15 protein-coding genes are annotated in these 22,875 nt (G+C 73.7%); 10 read left to right on the top strand and 5 right to left on the bottom strand.

Annotation, left to right across the window (positions count from 1 at the left end; genetic code table 11):
* Positions 1-171 precede the first annotated feature (171 nt).
* Positions 172-2,184 carry a transketolase family protein gene (locus OG896_RS06645; RefSeq protein ID WP_443057232.1) on the top strand — a complete coding sequence of 671 codons (2,013 nt, stop codon included), beginning with the start codon at positions 172-174 and terminating at the stop codon, positions 2,182-2,184.
* Positions 2,185-2,738: 554 nt separating this feature from the next.
* Here the strand turns inward: OG896_RS06645 and OG896_RS06640 are convergent.
* Positions 2,739-4,598 (bottom strand): phosphatidylglycerol lysyltransferase domain-containing protein, encoded by a 1,860-nt coding sequence (locus tag OG896_RS06640; RefSeq protein ID WP_443056950.1) that lies wholly within the window; start codon positions 4,596-4,598, stop codon positions 2,739-2,741.
* 301 nt (positions 4,599-4,899) lie between these two features.
* Here OG896_RS06640 and OG896_RS06635 point away from each other — a divergent pair, with 301 nt between their 5' ends.
* Positions 4,900-5,877, top strand: coding sequence for a hypothetical protein (locus OG896_RS06635; RefSeq protein WP_329363295.1), 978 nt, complete (start codon positions 4,900-4,902; stop codon positions 5,875-5,877).
* 46 nt (positions 5,878-5,923) lie between these two features.
* On the opposite strand, the gene OG896_RS06630 is transcribed toward OG896_RS06635, so the two are convergent.
* The gene (locus OG896_RS06630) at positions 5,924-6,832 is read right to left on the bottom strand and encodes a calcium-binding protein (protein WP_329363293.1); all 909 of its coding nucleotides are present in this window, start codon (positions 6,830-6,832) and stop codon (positions 5,924-5,926) included.
* Between the two features lie 511 nt (positions 6,833-7,343).
* A complete protein-coding gene (locus OG896_RS06625) occupies positions 7,344-8,861 on the bottom strand; it encodes a glycoside hydrolase family 3 protein (protein ID WP_329373758.1) in 1,518 nt (505 codons plus the stop codon).
* Between the two features lie 503 nt (positions 8,862-9,364).
* Between OG896_RS06625 and OG896_RS06620 the strand changes: the two genes are divergently transcribed.
* From OG896_RS06620 to OG896_RS06600, 5 genes are read left to right on the top strand one after another with little or no spacing between them, the layout of a single operon-like run.
* Positions 9,365-10,426, top strand: a complete 1,062-nt coding sequence (locus tag OG896_RS06620; RefSeq protein WP_329363291.1) for a phytanoyl-CoA dioxygenase family protein — start codon at positions 9,365-9,367, stop codon at positions 10,424-10,426.
* 2 nt (positions 10,427-10,428) lie between these two features.
* A complete protein-coding gene (locus OG896_RS06615; protein ID WP_329363289.1) occupies positions 10,429-11,919 on the top strand; it encodes a DUF6271 family protein in 1,491 nt (496 codons plus the stop codon).
* Positions 11,916-13,094, top strand: coding sequence for a type III PLP-dependent enzyme (locus OG896_RS06610; RefSeq protein ID WP_329363287.1), 1,179 nt, complete (start codon positions 11,916-11,918; stop codon positions 13,092-13,094). The genes OG896_RS06615 and OG896_RS06610 overlap by 4 nt, the downstream gene beginning before the upstream one ends.
* A complete protein-coding gene (locus OG896_RS06605) occupies positions 13,095-13,706 on the top strand; it encodes a GNAT family N-acetyltransferase (RefSeq protein ID WP_329363285.1) in 612 nt (203 codons plus the stop codon).
* Between the two features lie 5 nt (positions 13,707-13,711).
* The gene (locus tag OG896_RS06600; protein ID WP_329373756.1) at positions 13,712-14,914 is read left to right on the top strand and encodes an MFS transporter; all 1,203 of its coding nucleotides are present in this window, start codon (positions 13,712-13,714) and stop codon (positions 14,912-14,914) included.
* A gap of 140 nt (positions 14,915-15,054) precedes the next feature.
* On the opposite strand, the gene OG896_RS06595 is transcribed toward OG896_RS06600, so the two are convergent.
* Positions 15,055-16,035 (bottom strand): Lrp/AsnC family transcriptional regulator, encoded by a 981-nt coding sequence (locus tag OG896_RS06595; protein WP_329363283.1) that lies wholly within the window; start codon positions 16,033-16,035, stop codon positions 15,055-15,057.
* Positions 16,036-16,171: 136 nt separating this feature from the next.
* Here OG896_RS06595 and OG896_RS06590 point away from each other — a divergent pair, with 136 nt between their 5' ends.
* The 3 genes from OG896_RS06590 to OG896_RS06580 all read left to right on the top strand — a co-directional run bounded on the left by OG896_RS06590 (position 16,172) and on the right by OG896_RS06580 (position 20,370).
* A complete protein-coding gene (locus OG896_RS06590) occupies positions 16,172-17,737 on the top strand; it encodes an MFS transporter (RefSeq protein ID WP_329363281.1) in 1,566 nt (521 codons plus the stop codon).
* 98 nt (positions 17,738-17,835) lie between these two features.
* The gene (locus OG896_RS06585) at positions 17,836-18,369 is read left to right on the top strand and encodes a YceI family protein (RefSeq protein WP_329363279.1); all 534 of its coding nucleotides are present in this window, start codon (positions 17,836-17,838) and stop codon (positions 18,367-18,369) included.
* A gap of 246 nt (positions 18,370-18,615) precedes the next feature.
* Positions 18,616-20,370 (top strand): hypothetical protein, encoded by a 1,755-nt coding sequence (locus OG896_RS06580; RefSeq protein ID WP_329363277.1) that lies wholly within the window; start codon positions 18,616-18,618, stop codon positions 20,368-20,370.
* Here the strand turns inward: OG896_RS06580 and OG896_RS06575 are convergent.
* Positions 20,347-22,857 (bottom strand): hypothetical protein, encoded by a 2,511-nt coding sequence (locus OG896_RS06575; protein ID WP_329363275.1) that lies wholly within the window; start codon positions 22,855-22,857, stop codon positions 20,347-20,349. The two genes, OG896_RS06580 and OG896_RS06575, sit on opposite strands and share 24 nt — an antisense overlap.
* Positions 22,858-22,875 lie beyond the last annotated feature (18 nt).

Below are 22,875 nucleotides of genomic sequence, written 5' to 3'. Positions count from 1 at the left end.
AGCGGCCGGCGCACCCCGCGCCGGCCGCCGGTGCGCCGCGCCGGCCCACCCGCACGCCTCACCTCGTCGAAGGAGCGCCCCGTGACGGGCACCGCCACACCCCAGCCCACCACCCCGTTCGTGTGGACCGAGCAGGACGCGCGCGCCGTCACCACCGCGCGGGTGCTGGCCATGGACGCCGTGCAGGAGGCCGGGCACGGCCACCCCGGCACCGCGGTCAGCCTCGCCCCGGCCGCCCATCTGATCTTCCAGCGGTTCCTGCGCCACGACCCCGCCGACCCGCAGTGGCCCGGCCGGGACCGCTTCGTGCTGTCCTGCGGGCACTCCAGCCTCACCCTCTACATCCAGCTGCACCTCACCGGTTACCCGCTCACGCTGGACGACCTGCGCGGGTACCGGAAGAAGGGCAGCCTCACCCCGGCGCACCCCGAGCGGGGACACACGCCGGGCGTGGAGACCACCACCGGGCCGCTGGGCCAGGGCATCGCCACCGCGGTGGGCATGGCCATGGGCGCCCGCCGCGAGCGCGGACTGCTCGACCCCGACGCGCCGGCCGGCACCAGCCCGTTCGACCACCGGGTCTTCGTGCTGTGTTCCGACGGCGACATCCAGGAGGGCATCAGCTCCGAAGCGGGCGCCTTCGCCGGCCACCAGCGACTCGGCAACCTCGTGGTGGTCCACGACGACAACCGCATCTCCATCGAGGGCAGCACCGAACTGGCCACGAGCGAGGACGTCGCCGCCCGCTACGCCGCCTACGGGTGGCACGTGCAGAGCGTCGACCTCGCCGCCGACGGCGACATCGACCTGCCGGGCCTGTCCCGCGCGCTCCAGGCGGCGACGGCCGAGACCACCCGGCCCTCGCTGATCGTGATGCGCAGCATCATCGCCTGGCCGGTGCCCGGCGCGCAGAACACCCCCGCCTCCCACGGCTCCGCGCTCGGCGCGGAGGCGGTGCGCGCGGCCAAGACGGTGCTCGGCGTCGACCCCGACACGACGTTCGACGTGCCCGCGGGGGTCCACGCGTGGACCGCGTCCGCGGCGCGTGACGCGGGCGCCCGCGCCCACGGCGCCTGGGACAAGGACTTCGCGGCCTGGGCCGACCGGCACCCCGACAGGCACGACCTGGTGCGGCGGCTGCGCGGCGGCCGGCCGCCGGCCACCTTCGACGGCGCGCGACCGGCGTTCGCGGCGGGCACCCCGGTCGCCACCCGGAAGGCGTTCGGCCGCGCGCTGAAGGCCGCCGCGGCGCAACTGCCGGAACTGTGGGGCGGCTCCGCCGACCTCGGCGACTCCAACAACACCACCGTCGACGGCGGTTCCTCGTTCCTGCCGGCCTCCAGCCCGCTGCCCGGCGCGGACCCCGCCGGGCAGACCATCCACTGGGGCATCCGCGAGCACTTCATGGCCGCCGCCATGAACGGCATCGCGCTGTCCGGGCTCAGCCGCCCCTACGGCGGCACGTTCCTGGTGTTCAGCGACTACATGCGTCCGGCGGTCCGCCTCGCCGCGCTGATGCGGCTGCCCACCGTCTACGTCTGGACCCACGACTCCATCGGCCTCGGCGAGGACGGCCCCACGCACCAGCCGGTCGAGCACCTCGCCTCGCTGCGCGCCATGCCCGGCCTCGACGTGGTGCGGCCGGCCGACGCCAACGAGACGGCGATCACGCTGTGGAAGGTCCTCGCCGGCCCGGCCCGGCCGACCGGATTCAGCCTCAGCAGGCAGGACCTGCCGGTGTTCCCCGACGACGGGGAGGGCTTCCACCCGGCCACCGGCGCGGTCCGCGGCGGGTACGTCCGCTACGAGGCGCCGTCGCCGGGCGCCGCGGCCGACCCGGACGTGGTCGTCATCGCCACCGGGTCCGAGGTCGCGGTCGCGGTCACCGCGGCCCGCCTGCTCGCCGACGAGGGCGTCCGGGCGCGGGTGGTCTCGATGCCCTGCCGCGAGTGGTTCGACGAGCAGCCCAGGTCGTACCAGGACAGCGTCATCCCGCCGGCCGTCCGCCGCCGGATCTCGGTGGAGGCGGGCGTCAGCCAGGGCTGGCACGACCTGCTGGGCCTGGACGGGAGGGCGATCGGGGTGGAGGACTTCGGCGCGTCGGCCTCGGCCGCCGAGCTCTTCGAGGACTTCGGGATCACCCCGCACTCCGTCGCCGCGGCGGCCCGGGAACTGATGCGGTGACCCGAGCGCCCGGCGGCCGACGGGCTGCGAGCGGTCAGCGTCCAGGCCGGCGACGGGCGGGGCGCCGAGCTCTTCGAGGACTTCGGGATCACCCCGCACTCCGTCGCCGCGGCGGCCCGGGAGCTGATGCGGTGACCCGAGCGCCCGGCGGCCGACGGGCTGCGAGCGGTCAGCGTCCAGGCCGGCGACGGGCGGGGCGCCGAGCCGTTGGAGCCGGCTGCGGGCGCCGCTGCGCGGGAACGGGACGGCCATGCGGGAACGGGACGGCCGTGCGCGGCCGGCCCGGATACCGCGGGCCGGCCTGGGGCACTGACGGCGGGCGGGCACCGACGTCCGCCGTACCGCCTCGCGCGCCGCCGTACCGCCTCGCGCGCCGCCGTACCGCCTCGCGCGCCGCCGTACCGCCTCGCGCGCCGCCGTACCGCCTCGCGCGAGGCGAACGGCCCCGGTGCGCCGCCGCGTTCGGCGGGCTTCGCCGTCGGGAGGCAGGAGGGTCGGGTCGTTCTCGTCGAGGCGGGGGGCCGCGCGAGGCGCGGGGAGCACGGGCCGGCGGGCTACCGGTGCTGGGCGGTGGCCTCGCGCGCCTCGGAGGCGGTGCTCGCGCCCCGGGCGTCGTCCGGGTCCGCCTTCCCGCGCCGACGCAAGCGCGGCCGGGGCAGGTTGAGGAACGCCTCGGCCTGGAGCGCGGCGACGCTGATCCGGAGCAGGTCGCGGCCGGTCGGGTAGACCAGGAAGCGCGGCTCCCACCGCGGCTGGAACTTGGCGTTGAACCTGTAGAGCGACTCGATCTGGAACCAGCGGGACAGGAAGAGCAGCAGACCGCACCAGGCGCGCAACACCGGCCCCGCGCCCAGGCGTTCACCGCGGGCCAGCGCGGCGCGGAACATCGCGAAGTTCAGCGACACCCGGGTGATGCCGAGGTCGGGGACCTGCTGGAGGGCCTTGACGATGAGCAGTTCGTTGAGCCCCGGGTCGGCCTCCCGGTCGCGGCGCATCAGTTCCAGCGAGATGCCGTCCCTGCCCCAGGGCACGAAGTGCAGGATCGCCCGGATGTTCCCGCCCGGCGCGGCGGCACCGGCCTCCGGCTCCTTGTGGGCGGTGACCACCACGCAGTCGCCGTCGCCGCTGCCGCCGAAGCGGCCGAGCGCCATCGAGAAGCCGCGCTCGACCTCGGTGCCGCGCCAGGCCGCGGCCGCGTCGCGGATCTCCGCCTTCTCCGCCTCGGACAGGTCGCCCACCCGGCGCACCCGGCAGGTGTACCCGGCGCGCTCGATCCGGTTGACCATCTGCCGGACGTTGCGCATCGACCGGCCGGTCAGGCTGAAGGAGCCGGTGTCGATGATCGCCTCGTCGCCGATCTCCAACGCGGACAGGTTCGCCTCGCGCGCCCACACCTCGCCACCGGTCTCGCTGCACCCCATCGCCGCCGGCACCCACGCGTGCCGGGTGGCGGTGTCCATGAACTCCCTGATCGCGCCGGGCCACGCCTCCACGTCGCCGATCGGGTCGCCGCTGGCGAGCATCACCCCGGACACCACCCGGTAGGCGATGGCCGCCTTCCCCGACGGGGAGAAGCAGACGTTCTTGTCGCGGCGCAGCGCGAAGTAGCCGAGCGAGTCCCGCCCGCCGTGCCGCGCCAGCAGCGCGCGCACCCGCCGCTCGTCGGTCTCCTCCAGCAGCGGCACCGGCGAGGAGGGGCGCAGCGCGAGGTAGATGGTGGTGGCCGCGGTCAGCAGGCCGAGCCCGGCGAGCGAGTAGTAGACGAGGTCACTGGTGCGGGTGCTCGCGTACTGGACCGGGCCGCTGATGCCGACCAGGCCGTAGGCGACGTGCTGGAGCCGGTCGGTGAGGGGAGGGGTGCCGATGTCCGTCTTCGGGTGGGCGCTGACGATCAGCAGCCCGGCCCCGAAGCTGAACGCGGTCAGCGCGAGGAAGTTGACCACCGCGCGCCAGCGGGTGCGCGGATCGGACAGTGCGTGGAACTCGCGGTGCGCGATCAGCAGCAGGACGAACAGCACCACGGTGACCATGGCCGGAACCCGCTGGTGCCAGCGCAGCGCCTCCAGTACCGCGCCGGTCGGCAGCAGGACCATCACCGCGCGCCAGGCGCGCCGCTTCCGGCGGCGCAGCGCGTGCGCGAGCATCACCATCAGCACGCCCACGATCAGCGAGGCCGCCGTCGCCAGCGTGGACACCACGCCCGGCAGCGCCACCGCCAGGGTCTGCACCCGCGCCCGGCGCATGTGCGGGAAGATCGCCGCGAGGACGTCCAGCACCCCTGCCAGCAGGCACAGGTAACCGGCCACCGCCGGAACCCAGTCGTATCGGAAGAGCCGAATCCTGTTCCCGACGGAGCGGATTCCGGATGCCGCGGAGCCATTCACGAGCACAGCGTACGGCGTGCCGACGCCCATGACAGCCACCCGTTCGGCCCAGGCGCCGCCTGGATACGAGCAGGTCGGGCGGCCGTCGCGGGCCGAGCTGCGACAACTCCCGGGCGTGGCGCGGGCGGCGGGCGCGGCCGGACGCGCACCCTGGCCGGAAACCGGCGGTCACCGCCCCGAACGCCCCCGCGCCCAGCCCATATATGTAACCCCTGTGTGTGCGCCATGTAGCCAGGGGGTTAGATTCCGATGGGCACGATCGCGGACGCGGCGGTTGCTGGGAGGGGCATTGATCCGGCGAGACAGACAGGTGTACCCGCTCCGCGCAGGCGTGGCAGCAGCAACGTTCCTGTGGCGCACGCTGCGTCGCGAGTGGCAGGGCGTCATCGCTGATCCGGTGCGGCAACTGACCCGGCGAGGCCCGTCCGGGCTCCTGCTGGCCTGTGTCGCCGCGTTCGGCGTCATCTTCTTCCACGACCTGGCGCAGCGTCAGGCCGGCGCCGTGGCCGTACGGATACTGGGCGGCGTCTACGGCAGCCTCCCGCTGTGGCTGGAGCTGCTGCGCACGCCGGTGTCACTCTACGTCCCGGCGCTCGACCTGCCGGTGTGGGCGGGCATCACCCAGCTCTTCCTCGCCTTCGCGCTGGCCGAGTTGGCGCTCGGCCGGCTCAGGACCCTGTTCATCGCCTACGCGACGACGCTGGCCGGCACCCTCACCGTGCGGGTGATGATAGCGATGGGACCGGGCTGGTGGCGGCTGGGGCTGCCGCCGCAGACCGGGCAGGTGCTCGACACCGGGCCGTCGGCCGCGGTGGTCGGCCTGTTCACCTACATCTCCGTCATCCGCCGCGCCCCGATCGTCTTCGCGCTCACCGGCGGGTCCATGGTGTGGGAGTCGATCGCCGATCCCAACCTGGCCGGGCGCGAGCACCTCATCGCCGTGGCCACCGCGATGATCCTGGGCCTGTGCCACGGGCGCGGCCGGTGGTGGCCGGCGTTGAGGGCCCGGGGCGCGTCATGGCGGCATCCGATCGGTCCCGCGCCGCGGCCGGCCGCGGCCCTCTGCGGGCGCCCGGCGGTCCCGACCGCGCCCAGGGCGGGCGTGCCGCGCGGCGCGCCCGCTCCGGCGGGGCAGGCGCTGGGCACGCCCCGTGCGGCGGCGTCGGTGCCCGCGCCGGCCCCGGCGCCGGAGGCCGGCGGCGCCTTGCGCCCGGGCGGCGGCGCGTCCGCCACGAGCCCGGCGGTGCGGGTCGATCCGCGGGGGGATCGGGACGGCCGGGGCGACCGGACCGACCGGGACACCGGCTGACCTGGCGAGTTCCGTGGCGGCGGGGGCGCCGGGCGGAGCCGGTGGCTCAGTCCTGGTGGACGGTGTTCTTGCCGGGGCCGCCGGAGAGGACGTCCTTGCCGGGGCCGCCGTACAGCGCGTCGTCGCCGCTGTTGCCGTAGATCGTGTCGACACCGCTGTTGCCGTAGATGGTGTCGTCGCCCTTGCCGCCGTACAGGAAGTCGTCGCCCTTCCCGCCGTAGATCCTGTCGTCGCCGTCGCCGCCGGACAGGTTCTGCCGTCCGTCGCCGCCGTAAAGGACATCGTTGCCGGTACCGCCGTCGGCGGCGGCGTCGGTGCCGCTGGAGTAGATCGTGTCGTTGCCCTCACCGCCCTGCGCGATGCTGCCCGCGCCGGCGTGGAGGGTGTCGTTGCCGTCGCCGCCGAGCACCACCGTGTCCGGGCCCACCGTCAGGTTGTCGTCGTCGGCGCCGCCGTCGACGCTGTCGCCGCCCACGCGGCCGGTCTCGGTGTAGGTGTCCTTGCCGGCGCCCAGGTCGAACGAGGCGAAGTAGTACGCCTGGTTGGTGGTGTTGGCGTACGCGGCGGTGTCGGCGCCGTCGCCGAGGTCGACCTTCAAGGTCGGGTACGGGTCCTCCGTGTCGTAGGTGGTGACCGTGCAGGAGACCTTGGTGTGGTCCGTGCCGTTGGGATAGGTGCAGCCGTCGCCGGCCGTGATCGGGACGGCGTCGTCGATCACGTAGGTGATGTCGCTCAGGGTCGTGGTCGAGCTGGTGATCGTCACCTTGTTGGTCTGGCCGGGGGCCGCCGTGTAGTCGATTGCCTGGTCGCTCGCGTTGTACGCGGCGGTCGCCGACGGCGTGGCGGCGCCGGCCAGGCCCGCGGCGAGGAGCGGGGCGGCCAGACCGGTACCGAGCGTGAGCGTCAGCGCCGACGCGGTGCGGAGGGCCCGGCGGCCGGAGAAGGGGGAGGACATGGTCGCAACCTCACTGAGGAGTAGGGGACTTACGGATGCATAGGACTCCGGGTGTCGGGGGTTGGTTGTATGCGGGTGGGGCCGGAATACGCGGGCGGGTTCCGTGCCCGGGTGGGGGAAAATCCGTTGAGCTGGGGTGTTGTGCTGGGCATCCGCGGGGCGGCGCATTCCATTCAGCCCTGATTCAGCGGGAATTCACGCGGGCGGAAACGGTGGAGGGTGTGAATTCCCTTGCGGGTGAAGGGTTTTGGCGGGCGCATTCCGTGGTCCTCGGACTCGGGCGAAGAGCGACGCGGCGGCCTTCGGGGGCGGTGACAGCCGGTCACCGCGAGCTGTCCGGTTCGCGGTTCTGAGAGGACGGCGCCGACCCTCGCCGACCTTGCCGACCTTGCCGACGGCAGCGCGAAGGGGGCCGCGACGTCGTGGACGTCGCGGCCCCTGCCGTGTCCGGCGGGCCGGGGGCTTGCCGCCCGGGCGGTCCCCGGGCGGTTGCCGGGTGGCTGTCGCGCGGTTACCGGGTGGGGACGCCGGCGAGTACCTCGGCCGCGGCCACGCCGGACGCCGCGGTGGCGCCGTGCGTGAAGACCCGGACCGCACCGGCCCCGGAGTCGTCCGGCAGCCCCATCTCGACCACGACCGCGTCGGGACGCGCCTCGGTGAGGTCGGTCAGGGCCTTGCCCATCCACTTGTTGCGCGCCGCGTCCCGGACGACGACGACCAGCGGGCGGCCGGCGGCGGGCGCGAGGGCGTGCTCGTCGAGGACCGCCGGGTGGTCGGTCAGCTGCTGCGGGTGCACCCGGACGAAGGTGGTTCCGGGCAGGCGCTCGCGCAGCGGTACGGCGACGCCCCAGGGGGTCTCCTTGCCGATCGCCAGGTTGGTGGACGGCACCAGCTCCACCACGTGCGGCGCGGCGGGCAGCGGCAGCGCGGTGTCCGCGGGGCCGCTGACCCGTATCGCGCGCCGGGCGGCGGTGAAGCCGATGTCGCCGCTGACCGGGTCGACCGGCACCGCGCGGGCCAGCCCGCTCGACCAGTCGGCGAACTCCCTTACCCGGCGCGACGCTTCGGCCAGCCGGGCCTCGGTGAGCCCGCCGGAGCGGACGGCGCCGGTGAGCGCACCGGCGAGCAGTTCGAAGGTGTCCTCGCCGGCGTGCTCCCCGCCGACGCAGATGGCGTCGGCGCCGGCCGCGATCGCCCGTACCGTGGCGCCGTCGATGCCGTACCGGTCGGTGACCGCGCCCATCTCGATCGCGTCGGTGACGATCAGGCCGTCGAAGCCGAGTTCCTTGCGGAGCAGGCCGTCCAGGATGCGGCTGCTGAGGGTGGCCGGGACGTGCGGGTCGTAGGCCGGCACCAGCAGGTGCCCGCTCATCACCGCGCGCACGCCCGCCTCCATCGCGGCCCGGAACGGCGGCAGCGCCTGCGCGGCGATGGTGTCGAGGTCCGCGTCGTAACTGGGCAGGCCGTGGTGGGAGTCGACGGCGACGTCGCCGTGCCCGGGGAAGTGCTTGGCGCAGGCGGCGACGCCGCCCGACTGGAGGCCGCGGACCCAGGCGGCGGCGTGCCGGGCCACCCGGTCGGGTTCGACGCCGAAGGACCTGACCCCGATGATCGGGTTGTCCGGGTTGGAGTTGACGTCCACGCTGGGCGCGTAGTCGAGGCTCACCCCGGCGGCGTGCAACTCGCGGGCCAGGTCGCGGGAGACGGCCTCGGTCAGCGTGACGTCGTCGACCGCGCCGAGCGCGAAGCTGCCCGGCCGGGTGGAGCCGGTGGAGGACTCGATCCGGGTGACGTCGCCCGCCTCCTCGTCGATCGCGATGATCAACGACGGGTTCTCCGCGCGTAGTTGGGCGGTCAATCGGGCGACCTGCTGGGGCGAGGCGATATTGCGGGAGAAGAGCACGACGGATGACAGACCGTCAGCGATGGCCCGCAGCACCCAGTCCGGTGCCTCCGTGCCGACGAATCCCGGCTGGAGGACGGAGAGCGCGAGAGCTCGCAACTCGTTGCTCTGCTTGCTGGTGGACACCAACTTGCTGGCGGACATCAACGGGGCCTTTCCGTGGGGCCGACGCACTGACCGCATCCGGCGGTGATTGGTACAGACCAACGGATACTGACTCAGGCTGCTCAGGGGTGTCAAGGCGGCTGCCGCCCGCGGTTGCAACTACTCGTGGTGCGGAGGTAATTGCGGAACGCGACGAAAGTGCTGGTGGGGCACGGTGGTTCACCAAGTGGTCATTTGACAGCGCCAGTTGGTCTAGTCCAACTTAGGAGAGCGCGAGTTCAGCGAGCGACAGTCGTGGCGTGAGTGACGGCAGATGCGCACGTTGACCGGCGGAGCCCAGCAGGACCACCCGGTGGATCGGGTGGACCCCGAGCCCGACGGCCAGGCATCTGTCGGTAGCGGGCGTCGATATCCGTTGCCGCCCCCCAACCCGCTGAGCCCGCACAGTCGACAGGTCCGCACGCCCAACCCCCCTCGCGCGGCGGACCGCTCAAGAACATTCCACCCTTGGAGCGACTGTTTTGTTGGCGCCTCAGAGCCCTTACCGGGCCGCATCGGAGTTCCCGTACTACAGCCCGGACGGCGAGACCTATCTCACCCCGGTACCGCTGCGGGACCTGCGCAAGACGCAAGAGCTTCGCGTGCTGTCGGAAGAGGACTTCGCCTTCTGGCAGAAGTACGGCTATGTGGTGGTCGAGCAGGCGATACCCGCGACCGCCGCACAGGAACTGCTCGACTTCGCCTGGGACTTCCAGGGCCTCGACCCGACCCGGCCGGAAACCTGGTACGAGGAGCGGGAGTTCCGCACCGACCTCGAACGCGAGCTGCACATCTACGGCTTCGTCGAGGCGTACCACCACCAGCTCATCTGGAACAGCCGGCAGGCGCAGCGGGTCTACGACGCGTTCGTCGACGTCTGGGACTGCGAGGAGCTGTGGGTCACCCAGGACCGGCTCAACCTCAACCCGCCGAACATCAAGAACCGCGACCGCGCGCTGATCGCACCCACCGAGCGCGGCTTCGACATCCGGCTGCACTGGGACATCGACAGCACCCTCGACGTGCTGCCGCAGCGGGTCCAGGGGATCATCGCGCTCGCCGACACCAAGCCGGACATGGGCGGCTTCCAGTGCTGCCCCGAGCTCTTCCACCGGTTCGAGGAGTGGAAGGCGACGCAGCCGGAGGACCGTGACCCGATCCGCCCCGCCATCGACACCGACGAGTTCCCGATCGTCCGCCCGGACCTGCGCGCCGGGGACCTGCTGATCTGGAACGGCTCGCTGGCGCACGGCGTCGCGCCCAACACCTCCACCGACGGGGTGCGGTCCGCGCAGTACCTGTCGATGATGCCCGCGCTGGAGTCGCACGAGGAACTGCGCCGCTCCCGCGTCGAGTCCTGGCGCACGCTCGGCACGCCGGAGTGGAACAAGACGCTCGTCGGCGACGCGACCAGGCACGAGTCGCTGCGCTACGACACCGCCGAGCTCACCGAACTCGGCGAGAAGCTGCTCGGCCTGCGGTCCTGGCACCCGCAGGGCACCGACACCGCGGCCCGCCAGGACGCCCAGCCGGCGGCCGGAGAGTAGCGATGCGCCGAATCTGCCTTGCACTTCCCACCAACAGGTCATGCCTGCCGGCGATTTCCGCGCTGCACGACGAAGCGGTCTACGCCGTCTCGCACTTCGACGTCGAGGTGCACCTGCTGGTCCTCGACTCCTGCGGGCCGGCGGTATCCGAGCAGCACGCGGCCGCCGTCCGCGCGCTGCCCGCGACCCCCGGCGTCGTCGCGCACCACCTCGACGAGGCGGCGCAGCGGGACTTCCTGCGCCGGGCGATCGACGAATCGGGCGTGGAGAAGCCCGAGTTGGTGCTCGACCTGATGCTTCCGCGGGCCGTGTCCTACGGTGCCTGCACCAACCGCGCGTTCCTGGTCGCGGCCGCGCTCGGCTGCGAGTCGGTGCACCGGCGGGACTCCGACAGCCGGTACCAGGTCGTCGCGGGGGAAGCCGGGCGGGCCGTCGCCGCCGGGCAGTCCGTGCCGGCGGGGTCGTCCGTGGCCGCCGGGTCGTCCGGGCAGTCCGGGCCGGCAGGGCAGTCCGGGCCGGCAGGGCAGGCCGTCGCGGACGGACCGGTCGGGGGGACGTCCCCGGCCGGGGACACCGCGCGGCCCGTCTTCCCGATCCACCACGAACTGCTCGCGCTCGGCCGGCCCGCGGGCGACGCGGCCGCGGACGTGACCGAGACGGACCTGGACGCCGAGCACGCGGGCAAGCCCGTCTCGATGGTGGGGAGTTCCTTCGTCGGCGAGATGTCCGTGGACATCGAGGAGATGCGCCGGCTCGACCCCGGCGCCTACCACGACGTGGTCGGCCTGTGGGCGCCCTTCGACTGGTCGGCCGAGCAGAAGAGGGAGTTCGCCGACGACTCCTTCCGCGGCGCCGGCACCGAACCGTTCCACCACGACCACTCCACGCTGACGCACGTGGACCCCATGCGGGTCGACATGTGCAACATCGCCTTCCACGGCGTGCACGAGTCGGTGCCGCTGCTGCCGGCGACCGACACCATCGGCAGCGACTACTTCCTCATCCACCTGGTGCACGACGCGACGCTGCCCGGGGTGCTGCACAACCGGAACATCGTGAACTTCTACACCCCGGAGCGCAGGACCGGCCCCGGATTCACCGCGTACCAGCTGCGGTTCGCCAAGTTCTTCCTGTCGATGCTCTACCTGAACTTCGTCTACGACCGGATGGAGCGGGCCGGCGCGTCGCTGCTGGACGAGCGGAACCAGGTCAGGACCGACGCGATCGTCGAACTGCTCTGGGAGAGCAGCAGGTTGGACCAGGCCGAGAACGTGCAGCGGCTGGACGTCCTCGATGACGCCTACCGCCGGCTCGGCGGGAAGTACGCCGAGTTCGCCGATCTGCTGGCCGGCAGCCGGGAGCGGCTGCTCGACGAGGCGCGGCGCGACATCGAGGAGTTCGCGGTGCTCACGGAGGCCTGGCCGGCCCTGGTCGGCGGCGCGAGAGCCACGGGCCCCGGCCTGCTCCAGCGGCAACCGGACCGACGTCCGTGAGGCATGACGACACGCTGCTCGCCGCACTGGCGGCGGCCGACGACGACCGGATCGTCTTCGATCTCAGCGGCATCGAGGAGCGCTACGCCTCCCTGCTGGCCGAACTGCCCGGCGTCGCCGTCCGGTTCGCCCTGAAGGCGTGCCCGGTGGACGAGGTGCTCGACTGCCTGGCCCGGCAGGGCAGCGGGGTGGACGCGGCGAGCGTGCAGGAGATCGGGCAGGCGCTGCGCGCCGGGGTCCCCCCGGAGCGCATCCACTACGGCAACACCATCAAGTCCGACCCGGACATCGCCGAGGCATACCGGCTCGGCATCCGGGACTTCGCCACCGACAGCCTGGCGGACGTCACCGCCGTCGCCGAACACGCGCCCGGCGCACGGGTGTTCTGCCGGCTGGCGACCGACGGCGGCGGCGCGCTGTGGGGACTGAGCCGGAAGTTCGGCTGCTCGCCCGAGGACGCCGTGGCCGTGCTGGAACGGGCCCGGGACGCGGGCCTGGAACCGGCCGGACTGTCGGTGCACGTCGGGTCCCAGCAGATGACCGCCGGTGCGTGGCGGCGGGCGTTCGAGCAACTCGCCGATCTGCTCGACACGTTGCGCGGGCGGGGGATGGCGCTGAAGTACGTCGACCTCGGCGGCGGCCTGCCGGCGCTCGGCTACCTCGACGAGCGCGGCGAACCCCTCGACCCGCCGCTGGACAAGATGTTCGCCGTGATCCGGGAGGGCATGCAGATGTGCCGGGACGCGGGCGGCGCGCTGGACTTCATCGTGGAGCCCGGCCGCTACCTCGTGGCCGACCACGGCGCGGTCCGGGCGCACGTCGTCCGGCTGTCGCTGCGGCACGACGCGGACGGCGAGCCGCGCCACTGGCTCTACCTGAGCTGCGGCAAGTTCAACGGCCTGTACGAGATGGACGCGTTGCAGTACCGGCTGGTCTTTCCCGGCCGGCACGGCGGTCCGTCCGTCCCGGCGACGGTCGCGGGGCCCACCTGCGACAGCGACGACGCCTACCCCGGCGGCCACCGGCCGGTCCGGGTGCCCGCGTCGATCGCGTCGGGCGACCCGGTCTGGGTGATGTCCAGCGGGGCGTACGCGGTCAGTTACATGACGCAGGGCTTCAACGGCTTCGGCCCGCTGCCGTGGACGTGCGTGCGCAAGGCGGAAGGCGGGCGGTAGATGACCTGGAACGCGCGTATCCGGCGGATGGCCGACGACGACTGGGAGGACGTCGTCGGCCTGGAGACCCGCGCCTACGCGGCCCTCGGGCTGTCCGAGGGACGGGCGGCGCTGGAATCCAAGGCCCGGGTCTCCCCGGCGACGTGTTTCGCGCTGGAGCTGGTCCCGGGGCTCGGCGCTGACCCGGGTGCCGATCCGGGCGCCGGGGCGCGGCTGGCGGGCTACCTGCTGGCGCTGCCGTACCCGGAACGGTCCTACCCGGGTCTGGCCCGCAGCGAGGAGGCGGCCGCCCCGTCGCGGAATCTGCACCTGCACGACCTGGTGATCGCCGAGGACGTGCGCGGCCGCGGGCTCGGGAAGCGGCTGCTCGGCCGGCTGACCGCCGCGGCCCGGGCCCAGGGGTACGAGCAGATCTCGCTGATCGCGGTCGGCGGCAGCCACACCTTCTGGTCCGCGAGCGGGTTCACCGCGCGCGACGGCGTCGAGGCCCGCGGCTACGGGCCGGGTTCTGTGTACATGACGATGGCGCTGCCGTCCGGCCAGGTGGAGGGCGACCGGACCGCGGTCGGCGGCCTGCCGATCGGGGCGCCGTCACGAGAAGAAGTGGGATGAGCCCGATGCTGCGCGTTCACGATCCTTTCCGCAGAGGGCAGTTGGCCACGGCCGCGCTGTTCTTCTCGCTGGGCTTCCAGTACGCCACGTGGGCGTCGCGGCTCCCCGCGATCAAGTCGCACCTGGACCTGACCGCGGCGGAGGTCGGCCTGCTGCTGATGGCCACCGGGATCGGGGCGGTGGCCACCTTCCCGGTGGTGGCCGTGCTGATGCGGCGGCTGGGCTCGCGGCGGCTCGCGCTCGGCTCGGCGCTCGGCCTGGCGCTGCTGCTGCCGGCGATGTCCGCGCTGCCGGACTACCCGGTCGCGCTGCTGGTGATGCTCTGCGACGGCGCCCTGGTCGGCGGGCTGAACGTGGCGATGAACGCGCAGGGCGCGGCCCTGGAGGCGGTCCACGAGCGCAACGCGATGGCGCGGCTGCACGCCGTCTTCAGCGGCGGTTCGCTGGCCGCGGCCCTGCTGGCGTCGGGGATGAACGCGCTGACGTCCACGCTGATCGTGCACTTCGCGGTCGCCGCGGGGCTGATCCTGCTGCTGCTCGGCTTCGCGCGCGGCGGCCTGCTCACCGAGGACCGGCAGGCGCAGGAGAAGACGGAGAAGGGCCGCGGGCGGTGGACGCTGCCGTCCCGGGTGACGCTGTGGCTGGGCGCCGCGATGGTCTTCGGCACCGTGACCGAGGGCGCCATGAACGACTGGTCCGCCCTCTACATGAAGGACGTCGCCAAGGCGTCGGCGGAACTGGCCCCGATGGGGATCGCGGTCGTCTCGGTGATGATGGTGCTCGCCCGCGTCTTCGCCGACTCCTGGCGCAGCCGCTGGGGCGACGGCCGTATCGTCCGGGTCGGCAGCGCGCTGGCGGCCGTCGGGCTGGCGCTCGCGCTGCTCAGCGGGGGAGTGGTGCCTGCGCTGCTCGGCTTCGCCTGCGTCGGCCTGGGCATCGCCTCGGTCACGCCGTGCGTCTACGTGGCCGCCGCGAAGAACGGTTCGGACGCGCTCACCGTCGTGGCCACCATGGGGACGACCGGTCTGCTCGCCGGGCCGCCGGTGGTCGGGTTCATCGCGAACGCGAGCGGGCTGGTCTGGGCGCTCGGGGCGGTGGCCGCCGCCGCGATGCTCGTCTCCGTGTGCGGCACCCGGATTCGCTGGACCCCGGTCGAGCCGGAAGCCGCTGTCGCCGCCGAGGTGAGCGTGACCGCCGGGTCCGTGTGAACGGTGGTCGTGCGCGAACGGTGGTCGTGCGCGGCCACCGGGTTCGTACGACCACCGGACGCGTACGGCGAGGGGCGCGTATGGCCACCGGACGCGTGTGACGGGCGGGTTCGGGTGACCGTAGCCGGAATCGCGGCCGGTCAGGTGGCGTTCGGGCGGAGCACCGACCCGGCGCGCTTGACCGTACGGATCAGCGGAGCGGTCTCGATCGCGCGGATACCCGGCAGCCGGCCGAGGGTGCCGCTGAGGTAGTCGTACAGGTGGCGTTCGTTGCGGCAGACGACGTTGGCCACCAGGTTGCTGCTGCCGGTGACCGCGGCGACGAACGGCGCCTCGGGGTGGCGGGCGACGGCCCGCGCGGTCTCGTCGAGCCGGTCGGGCCGGGCCGAGATCCACAGCAGCGAGTTGCTGGTCATGCCGAGGGCGTGCTCGTCGAGGTCGAGGTCGAAGTAGAGCACCCCGGAGTCGCACAGGCCGCTGATGCGGCGGCGTACCGACGACTCGTGCCAGCCGGTCGCCGCGGCCAGTTGCGCGGTGCTGGTCCGCCCGTCGTGCGCGAGGTGGGACAGCAACTGCTCGTCGTCGGCGTCGAGGGCCAGTACGGTGTCGTCCCGCTCGCGCGCGATCGGCGGGGGCAGCCGGTCGAGTTGGGCGTCGGTCAGGGCCGAGGTGAACACCGGCCAGGTGGGCGAGGAGAAGGTGCGCAGCAGCGAGTGGGCCGAGATGTGCACCACCCGGCGGCTGTTGGGGATGCCTTCGAGGAAGAGCGCGTCGCGCTGCTCGGCGGTGCGCGCCTGGACCACGCAGACCACCTCGGTGCCGCCCGAGGCCAGTTGCACCCACCGGGTGTCCACCCGCCGGGTCAGCGCGGCGGCGATCGCCCCCGTCGAGCCCGGGGTGCACCGCAGCCGGACGAGCCAGTCGGTCCAGCCGACCCGCTCGCCGTTCACCCGGCCCAGGACGCGCAGGCCGGCCGACTCGCGCAGCCGGCGGTAGCGGCGCGCCGCGGTCTGGTCCGAGACCCCGACCAGCTCGGCCAGCGTCCGGAACGCGATCCGCGGCTCCACCACCAGCGCGTGCAGGATCTGCCGGTCCACGGTGTCCAGCGTGGCGATTTCCACGGAGCTGAGCCTATCGCTGTCGAGATCCGTCGCGAACGGCCGGATTCCTGGTCGGCGCGAACACGTCGGCCGAGCATGTCCTCACCCGGCCGGAAGCCGCTTTCCCCGCGGTGCGCCGCCGATGAGAGGACATGTGATGGACAGGAAATGGTGGACGTTGCTGGCCGTGTGCGCCGGCTCGTTCATGCTGCTGCTCGACGTGACGATCGTGGTCGTCGCGCTGCCCGAGATCCAGGGCTCGCTCGGCGCCGGCTTCGCCGAGGTCCAGTGGGTGGTGGACGCCTACGCGCTCACCCTGGCCGCCCTGCTGCTCACCACCGGCTCGCTCGCCGACCGCTACGGGCGCCGCCGGCTCTTCGCGCTCGGGCTGGGCGTCTTCACCGCCGGCTCGGTGCTGTGCGGCCTGGCCCAGTCGCCGCTGATGCTCATCGTCTCCCGCTGCGGCCAGGGCGTCGGCGGGGCGATGATGTACTCCACCTCGCTGGCCCTGCTGGCACACGGCTTTCCGCGCTCGGAGCGGGCCGTGGCCTTCAGCGTGTGGGGCGCGGTCACCGGCGCCGCCGTCGCGCTGGGCCCGATCCTGGGCGGCGCCCTCACCAACGGCCTGAGCTGGCGGTGGATCTTCCTGGTGAACATCCCGGTCGGCGCGCTCGCCCTGGTCGTCACGCTGGGCAAGGTCGAGGAGTCGCGGGCGCCGCGGGTGGCCCGGCCGGACTGGACCGGGTTCGGCCTGCTCACCGGCGGCCTGGTCGGTCTCGTCTACGGGCTGATCCGGGCCAGCGAGAACTCCTGGGGCGACACCGCGGTCGTCGCCTGCCTCACCGCCGGCGCGGTGCTGCTGGTCGCCTTCGTGATCGTGGAGAGCCGGGTCGCGCACCCGATGTTCGACCTGTCGCTGTTCCGGACGCCGACGTTCGTCGGCGGTTCGATCGCCGCCTTCACCATGAACGCCTCGCTGTTCGCGATGTTCCTGTACCTGGTGATCTACCTCCAGGACGTGCTCGGCTACAGCTCGCTCGGCGCGGGCCTGCGGCTGCTGATCATCACCGGCGCGCTGCTGGTCGCGGCCGCGGTCGCCGGGCGGCTCAGCGAACGCGTCCCGATCCGGCTGCTGATCGGACCCGGTCTCGCGCTGGTCGGCATCGGCCTGTTCCTCATGGCGGGCCTGCACGGCGACAGTTCCTGGACCCACCTCGTCCCCGGCTTCGTCGTCGCCGGTGTGGGCGCCGGGCTCGTCAACCCGCCGCTGGCGGCGACCGCCATCGGCGTGGTCACCCCCGACCGCTCCGGCACCGCCTCCGGGGTGAACTCGACCTTCCGGCAGGTCGGCATCGCCACCAGCGTCGCCGTGCTCGCCTCCGTACTGTCCTCGTCGCTGCACCGCGACCTCGACCACCGGCTCGCCGGGGTGCCCGGCCTGCGCGGGCACGGCGGGCAGATCGCCGCCGGCGTAAGGCAGGGCGACACCGGCAAGGTCATCGCGGGCGCCCCTCCCCAGCAGCGCGGAGTGCTGGCCGCCGCGATCCGGGACGGCTTCGCCGCCGGCCTCGACAACCTGCTGGTCATCACCGGGGTGGTGGCGTGCGTCGGCGCGGTCTGCGCGCTCGTGCTGATCAGGAGCAGGGACATCATCACCTCCGAGACGGGCGAGCAGCCGAAACGCCCGCCGGCCGCGGACGGCCTTCGGACGGTCGCGCGTTGAGCCGTACCGCCGGCGCGACCCGCCGTACCCGGAGCCCGGCGCCGACGTCGCGCCGGCCACCCGCGGATTCCTCACCGTCGTACGCAGGAGGAGACCTCATGACCAGGGCGACAGCCGTCAACCCGCTCACCACCGGGACCGGAGCCGGGCACTGGGTCCTCGGCAGCCGGGCCGGGAGCGTCCGTTTCGCGCACCGGCTGATGGGCGGACTGCTCACCGTCAGGGGCGGTTTCGCCGTCACCGGCGACGTCACCGTATCGCCGGACGGGTCGGTCACCGGCACGCTGCGGATCGACTCGGCCTCGATCGACACGAGGAACAGGAAGCGGGACCTCCATCTCAGATCCGCCGACTTCCTCGACGTGGCGCGGTATCCCGAGATCCTGGTCGTGATCGACTCGGCGGCCGTGTCAGGGGACGAGGTGGAACTGCGGGCCGACATCCGCGTCAAGGGCATCCGGGAGCGGCAGCGGCTGCATGCCCGGATCACCGACGTGAGCGGTGACAAGGTGGCGGTCGCCCTCGAGGTGGCGATCGACCGGCACCGCTTCGGCATCACCTGGAACCGGTGGGGGATGGTGCGCGGCAGCACCCTCATCACCGTCGACGCGGTCCTCACCCGCGCCGCCTGATCGCACCCGCGCCCGGCCTGATCGCGCCGCCGATGTCGCGTCGCGCCGCCCTGGCCGAACCCGTGCTCGCGTATCGTCGGCCTGGGCGGCCGCGCGGTACGGCAGGCCGCGGTACGACGGCGGGCCGTACCGTACGACGGCGGGCGCGGCAGGCCGTGCGCGGCGGGTCGGCGCGGCTGCCCGGCGTGCGGTCGAGAGGCGAGAAGGTGAGAGGGGACGAGCGCGGTGCAGGGTGCGGGGCGACGGGTGCCGCTGCCGTTGGCCGAGGACGCCGAGCGCTGGCGGAGCGTGTTCGCCGAGCGGACCGTCCTCGCCGTCGCGCACAACGTCACCTCGGCGACCCGCCTGCTCGACCTGCTCGCGCTCTTCGAGGGCGACCGCCGGGTCGAGACCGTCTTCACCTGCACCGGCTCCTCGGCCCTGGACAACGGAACGCTCGAACTGCTCCAGGCGCGCGGCGCGCTCGTGCTGGCCTGGAGCGAGGCGAAGCAGCGCAAGTTCGACCTGGCGATCGCCACCAGCCGCGGTGGCGACCTGTACAACCTGCACGCGCCCCTGATCGGCACGCCGCACGGGGCCGGCTACAACAAGCTGCTCGGCGGCAGCCGGGAGGCGTTCGGGCTCACCGAGGAATGGCTGATGCACGACGGCCGCGTGGTGCCGTCGGCCATCGTGCTGTCGCACGAGGAGCAGCGCGCGCGGCTCGCCGTGAGCTGCCCGGACGCCGTGCCCCTGAGCCTGGTGGCCGGCGACCCGTGCTTCGACGAGCTGGCGGCGAGCGCTCCGTTCCGGCCGGACTACCGCCACGCGCTGGGCGTCCGGCGCGGTCAGAAGCTCGTCGTGGTCTCGTCCACGTGGGGCAGGGACTCGGTGCTGGACGCCGCCGACCCCGAACGCGACGCCCTGCGGCGCGCGCTCGCGGAGTTGCCGGCCGACGAGTACCGCGTGCTCGCCGCTGTCCACCCGAACGCGTACTACGGGCACGGCGCGTGGCAACTGCACACCTGGCTCGCCCCGTTGCTCGCCTGCGGGCTGATGCTGCCGCGCCCCGACACGCAGACGTGGAAGGCCGCGCTGGTCGCCGCGGACGCGCTGTGCGGGGACGGCGGATCGGTGACGCAGTACGGCGTGTCGCTCGGCCTGCCCACCGTCCTCGGCTCCTTCGCGACGGACAAGGCGGCGCCCGGCTCGCCGATGGCGCTGCTCGCCCGGGCGGTGCCCCGGCTCACCGCGCACCGCCCGCTCCTGCCCCAACTCGACGACGCCGCCCGCCGGCAGGCCGCGGACCCCGAACTACGGCACCTGCGCTCCCTGGTCACCTCACGTCCGGGGCAGGCCGCCGCGCTGCTGCGCGCGCTGTTCTACCAGCGGCTCGGGCTGCCCGAGCCCGCCACGCCGGCCGCCGCCCGCGCCGTGCCCGTGCCGGCGGCGCCCGGCGAACCCGCGGCCGGGCCGCCCGAGGCGCGGCGCTCTCCCGTCGTGGCGCCCATGTACGTGACGGTCGGCACGGACGGCACGGACGGCGACGCGGTCACCGTGCGCCGCTACCACGCCGCACTCCAACGCCCCAGCCAGGAAGGCCACTTGGCGGGCGCCCAGCTCGTCGCGGACATCGACGACCCCGACACGCAGTGGCCCCGGTCCGCCGACGTCCTGCTGGTGCCCGCGCGTCCGCGCGGCGGTCCGGTGCCCGCGGAGCGCGCTGCTGCCGGCGCCGAGGCGGTCGCGCGGTATCCGGGGTGCGCGCTGATCGCCACGGAGGAACCGGACGACGGGTGCGTGGCCCTGCTGCCGGGCAGCGGCACGCGGGTGCGCGCGACGTGGTCGGGGCTGCGCCCCTGGTGGGTCTCCCCGGCGATCGCGGCCTCGGTCGTGCACGAACGGCTGCTGAGCGGTCCGCGTGCGCCGCACGGCCCCGGCGCCGGCCGCCCGCCGCTGCGGGCGCGGGTCACCATCGGCGCCGACGCCGAGCCCGCGCTACTCGTGGTCACCGCCCTCTGAACCGCCTCCCGCGGAACCCCGATCCGGGTCCGCGCCCTCGTCCTGGCTCTGATCGGGCTCCGGCTCCGGGTCCGGGTCCGGGTGCTCCGCCAGGCGCCGCCGCGCCTGCTCGACCCGGTCGCTGTTGGCCGCGCGCAACAGCGCTGCCGCGTCGCTCCAGTCCGCGCGGGCCCGCCGCACCTCGCCGCGCGCGAGCAGCAGGTCGCCCCGGGCGAGCAGGACCCCGGCGCGCTGGTAGCCGTGCCGCGGCCGGCCCAGACCCGCCACGGCCTCGTCGAACGCGGCGAGTGCCTGGTCCCGACGCCCCGCCGCCAGCAGCGCCTCGGCCAGACGGGCGCTCGCCTTGGCCGCGTTGAAGGTGTCCGGCGGCGACAGCGCCAGGAACTGCGCACCCGCCGTGGCCAGTACGGCGGCGGCGTCGTCGTACCGCCCGAGCTTCGTCAGCACCGGTCCGCGGTGCAGGGCGATCAGGGCACGGCCGCGCGGGTGGTCGACGCCGTCCAGCGCGGCCAGCGCCTCGTCCAGGTGCGCGAGCGCCTGCTCGGGCCGGCCGAGGCCGTCGGCCAGCTTCCCCAGGCCCTCCAGCGCGCTGGACCGGGTGCGCCGCCACCCCTCGGCGTCCGCCGCGGACGTCTCCGGGCGGGCGAGCGCCGGGTCGCAGAGTTCGAGCGCCTGCTCGAACTGCCCCCGGGCGGCGGCCGGATCACCCGGAGCGAACCGGTCGAGGAAGGCGAACCCGAGGCCGTACCGCATCCGGGCGAGCGCCAGGAGGTTACCGCGTACCGGGTCCTCCAGGGCGGCCCCGCACGCCAGTTCGTACACCTCGACCCAGTCACCGTGGAACCCGCAGCGCAGGTAGAACGTCCACAGGCCCTGGGCCAGGCGCCAGGTCGCGTCGTAGTACCACGCGTCGTACGTCCCCGCGTCGTAGGCGGCGCGCACCGCGGCCTTGAGGATGTGCCGGCGGCGGACCAGCTCCTCGACCAGGATGTCCTGGGTGTCCTCGTCGGCCGGCGGGTATCCGGCGTACGCGCCCGAAGGATCGTGCCGGTACCGCGGCGACAGGCCGGCGTCGAAACGCTCCGCGAGGTCCACGTAGTGCCGGACCCAGCGCCGCCGTGCCGCCTCGCGCTCCGGCCCCGGCAGATCGGCCCTGGCGCACTCGGCCGCGTGGGTGTGCACCAGGCCGCTGATCACGCGGTACATCCCGCCGTCGATCCGCTCGATCAGGCTGGAGTCCCGCAGCGTCCGGATCGCCTTGGCGCGGGTGCGGCCGTCGAGGCCGGGCGCCATCGCCGCCACCACGTCCTCGTCGAACTCCGCGGTCGGGTGCAGGCCCAGCAGGCGGTAGACCTGCGCTGCTTCGGGGGAGCGGCGGCCCAACTCCTGGTAGCCGGCCTCGAAGATCTCGGCTCCGCTGCGCTCGTCCACGTCGAAAGCCCCCAGCCGGACCTCGGGACGGTGGTCCGACAGCGCGGTGGCGAACTCGCCGATGCCGTACGGCTGGTCGAAGAGCATCTGCGCACCCGCGATCCGCACCAGCAGCGGGTTGCCCTCGCAGACGCGCACCGCTGTGTCGATCTCCGCCCGGTGCGAGGCGGCGTACGGCGCGAGCCGACCGGAGCTGATCAGCAGCCGCCGGCTGTACTCCGGCAGCAGCGGCCCGACCCTGAACGCCTTCGCGTGCACGTCGGAGACGAGGCTGCGCATCAGCTCCCTGCCGGTGACCACCACCACGGCCTCCGAGGAGGCGGGCAGGAAGTGCTTGGCCAGGGAGGCCAGCGCGACATCCTCCAGCAGCACGAACACCGGCCCCTCGGCGGTGACCTGGTGGAACTTGGCCATCTTCGCCGCGAGGTCCGACGGCACCTCCTGCTTCGGCACGTGCAGCAGCCGGAACCACTCGTCGAAGACCGCCGCCGGATCGGGCAGCGCTCCGGTGGCGCTCCTGGCCAGCACCGCGGACAGTTCAGGACCGGCGCTGAAGGTGTCGCGGTGCCTGAGCAGCCACTGCCGCACGAGTGTGGTCAGACCGATGCCGCGCGGGCCGTACACGAACAGCACCGTCGGTCCCGGACTCCCGCGCCCCGCCTCCCAGGCGGCGTCCATCTGCCGCAGCTCTTCCTCGTGGTTCTCGAAGTCGTCCACGGCGGAGACCGCGATACGGGCGAGTGGCTGCGACCGGGCGGTGGTCGCCGTCGCGAGCAACTCCCGCACCTCGGCGGCCAGCGACGACTGCTCGGCGGCGAGGGTGCCGAGTGTCGAGCGCAGCAGGTCCTCGACGCGCCCGAGTGCCTCGTCGGGCGCGCTCGTCGCGGCGGCCGCGCGCGCCTGCTCCAGGTCGCCGAGCACCTGCTCGTCCTGGCCGCCGCCCCGCAACCGGAGCAGCGCCGCGAGCCGCGGTTTCACCCCCGCGTCCCAGGCATCGCTCAGGACCTTGCCGGCCAGAGCCGACAGCAACTTCGCGATCTCCGGTTCCACCAACACGCCCAGCCCCCTCGGAAC

The sequence above is a fragment of the Streptomyces sp. NBC_00669 genome (assembly GCF_036226785.1).
In the GTDB taxonomy this organism is placed as follows: domain Bacteria; phylum Actinomycetota; class Actinomycetes; order Streptomycetales; family Streptomycetaceae; genus Actinacidiphila.
The sequence above is the reverse complement of the archived record's forward strand: the minus strand, read 5'-3'. Positions and strand labels throughout refer to the sequence as shown.

Excerpts from the sequence above, each read along its gene's own strand:
- OG896_RS06615 (WP_329363289.1), top strand. The coding sequence starts at position 10,429 with ATGCGCCGAATCTGCCTTGCACTTCCCACCAACAGGTCATGCCTGCCG.
- OG896_RS06630 (WP_329363293.1), bottom strand. The coding sequence starts at position 6,832 with ATGTCCTCCCCCTTCTCCGGCCGCCGGGCCCTCCGCACCGCGTCGGCG.
- OG896_RS06645 (WP_443057232.1), top strand. The coding sequence starts at position 172 with ATGGACGCCGTGCAGGAGGCCGGGCACGGCCACCCCGGCACCGCGGTC.
- OG896_RS06585 (WP_329363279.1), top strand. The coding sequence starts at position 17,836 with ATGACCAGGGCGACAGCCGTCAACCCGCTCACCACCGGGACCGGAGCC.
- OG896_RS06590 (WP_329363281.1), top strand. The coding sequence starts at position 16,172 with ATGGACAGGAAATGGTGGACGTTGCTGGCCGTGTGCGCCGGCTCGTTC.
- OG896_RS06640 (WP_443056950.1), bottom strand. The coding sequence starts at position 4,598 with ATGGGCGTCGGCACGCCGTACGCTGTGCTCGTGAATGGCTCCGCGGCA.
- OG896_RS06600 (WP_329373756.1), top strand. The coding sequence starts at position 13,712 with ATGCTGCGCGTTCACGATCCTTTCCGCAGAGGGCAGTTGGCCACGGCC.
- OG896_RS06605 (WP_329363285.1), top strand. The coding sequence starts at position 13,095 with ATGACCTGGAACGCGCGTATCCGGCGGATGGCCGACGACGACTGGGAG.